Genomic DNA, 1,074 nt, shown 5'->3' with positions numbered 1-1,074 from the left:
TCAGTTCTTTCTGACGCAACACCGGCTGTATCGCTTCCGGAATTTCCTCTAGGTGGTGTTGCATTCCTTTTGGTGACATCTGCTGCAGCATATGCGGTGATAAGATACAAAGTCATCAGTCCCGCAAATCATAGAATCAATTAACCTGACTTGCGGTAAGGCAGTTTGTCCTTTTGTTTATCCAGCGCAAGGAGAGGTACCAGAATGCTACGATTGAGCCAAGAAAGATAAGATATCCCGAATACATATGCAATGTCTCCAATGTGTCATACCCGTAATAGTATCCAATTATTCCAAGCAATGGGACTCTCATTATGGATGCAAGATATGTGCCTAATCCTCCAAGAACAAAACAGACTGCGAGCTTTTGGATGGATGCACGGCGTCCCTGATCAGCTAACATCAAAACGAATGCAGCAAGAAACAATATTGTAGTATCAGCACCACTGCAGGAGTTTATCACGTCAAATGACTGGACTTTGGCATTTCCAAGAAACGTTATCTGATTGCCAGCACTTGTCACATGGTATCCAAACGCGTCAAGAAAGTATACTGAAAATTTTACTGTAATTCCGGCAAGAAAGCTTCCATAGGAAGAATTTACAATGTAATCATGTAGTCCTGTGTCCCATGCCATCCATGACATGAACACTGCAAGCGACATGAAAAGCACCATACCTCGAAATTTATTGTAAAAATTTGTTCCAGAAAGGCTCAGATAAAATCCAAAAATAAATACACCTATCCCAATAGGTGGGAGAAAGAACAACCTACCGCCATCTGACTGGTAAAGAAAATAAAGTACGAAGGCAGACGACATTGAAAGTAGGCCTAAAACAAATCTTAGAGAAAGGTGAGGTTTTATAGAACAAGTCATAATATCGACTCGACATGGTTCTAATAATATTTTATCAAGACAGTGCCTCAGGCTCCAAGGTGAAACCGAAAACCTTCCTTTAATTTTTATTCTAACTCTCCAAACAATTCGTTGACAATCAGTAAAAATGGTTAAACCCTCTTTTACGCTCAAAGATGTGTTGTCTTGGTAGAAATTTATAAACGGCGAGTTTTCTT

Annotated in this window: 1 protein-coding gene; it reads right to left on the bottom strand. The window is 40.0% G+C overall.

The annotated features are described in order from the left end of the window. Window positions 1–136: 136 nt before the first annotated feature. The coding region (locus tag DYY66_RS05630; protein ID WP_218583622.1) for an archaeosortase/exosortase family protein at window positions 137–1,074 on the bottom strand (938 nt) is incomplete at its 5' end.

Origin of the sequence: Candidatus Nitrosotalea sp. FS (assembly GCF_011319475.1) — an archaeon.
Classification (GTDB): Archaea; Thermoproteota; Nitrososphaeria; order Nitrososphaerales; family Nitrosopumilaceae; genus Nitrosotalea.
Note: the sequence above shows the minus strand (reverse complement) of the source record. Positions and strands in the feature narration are given on the sequence as shown.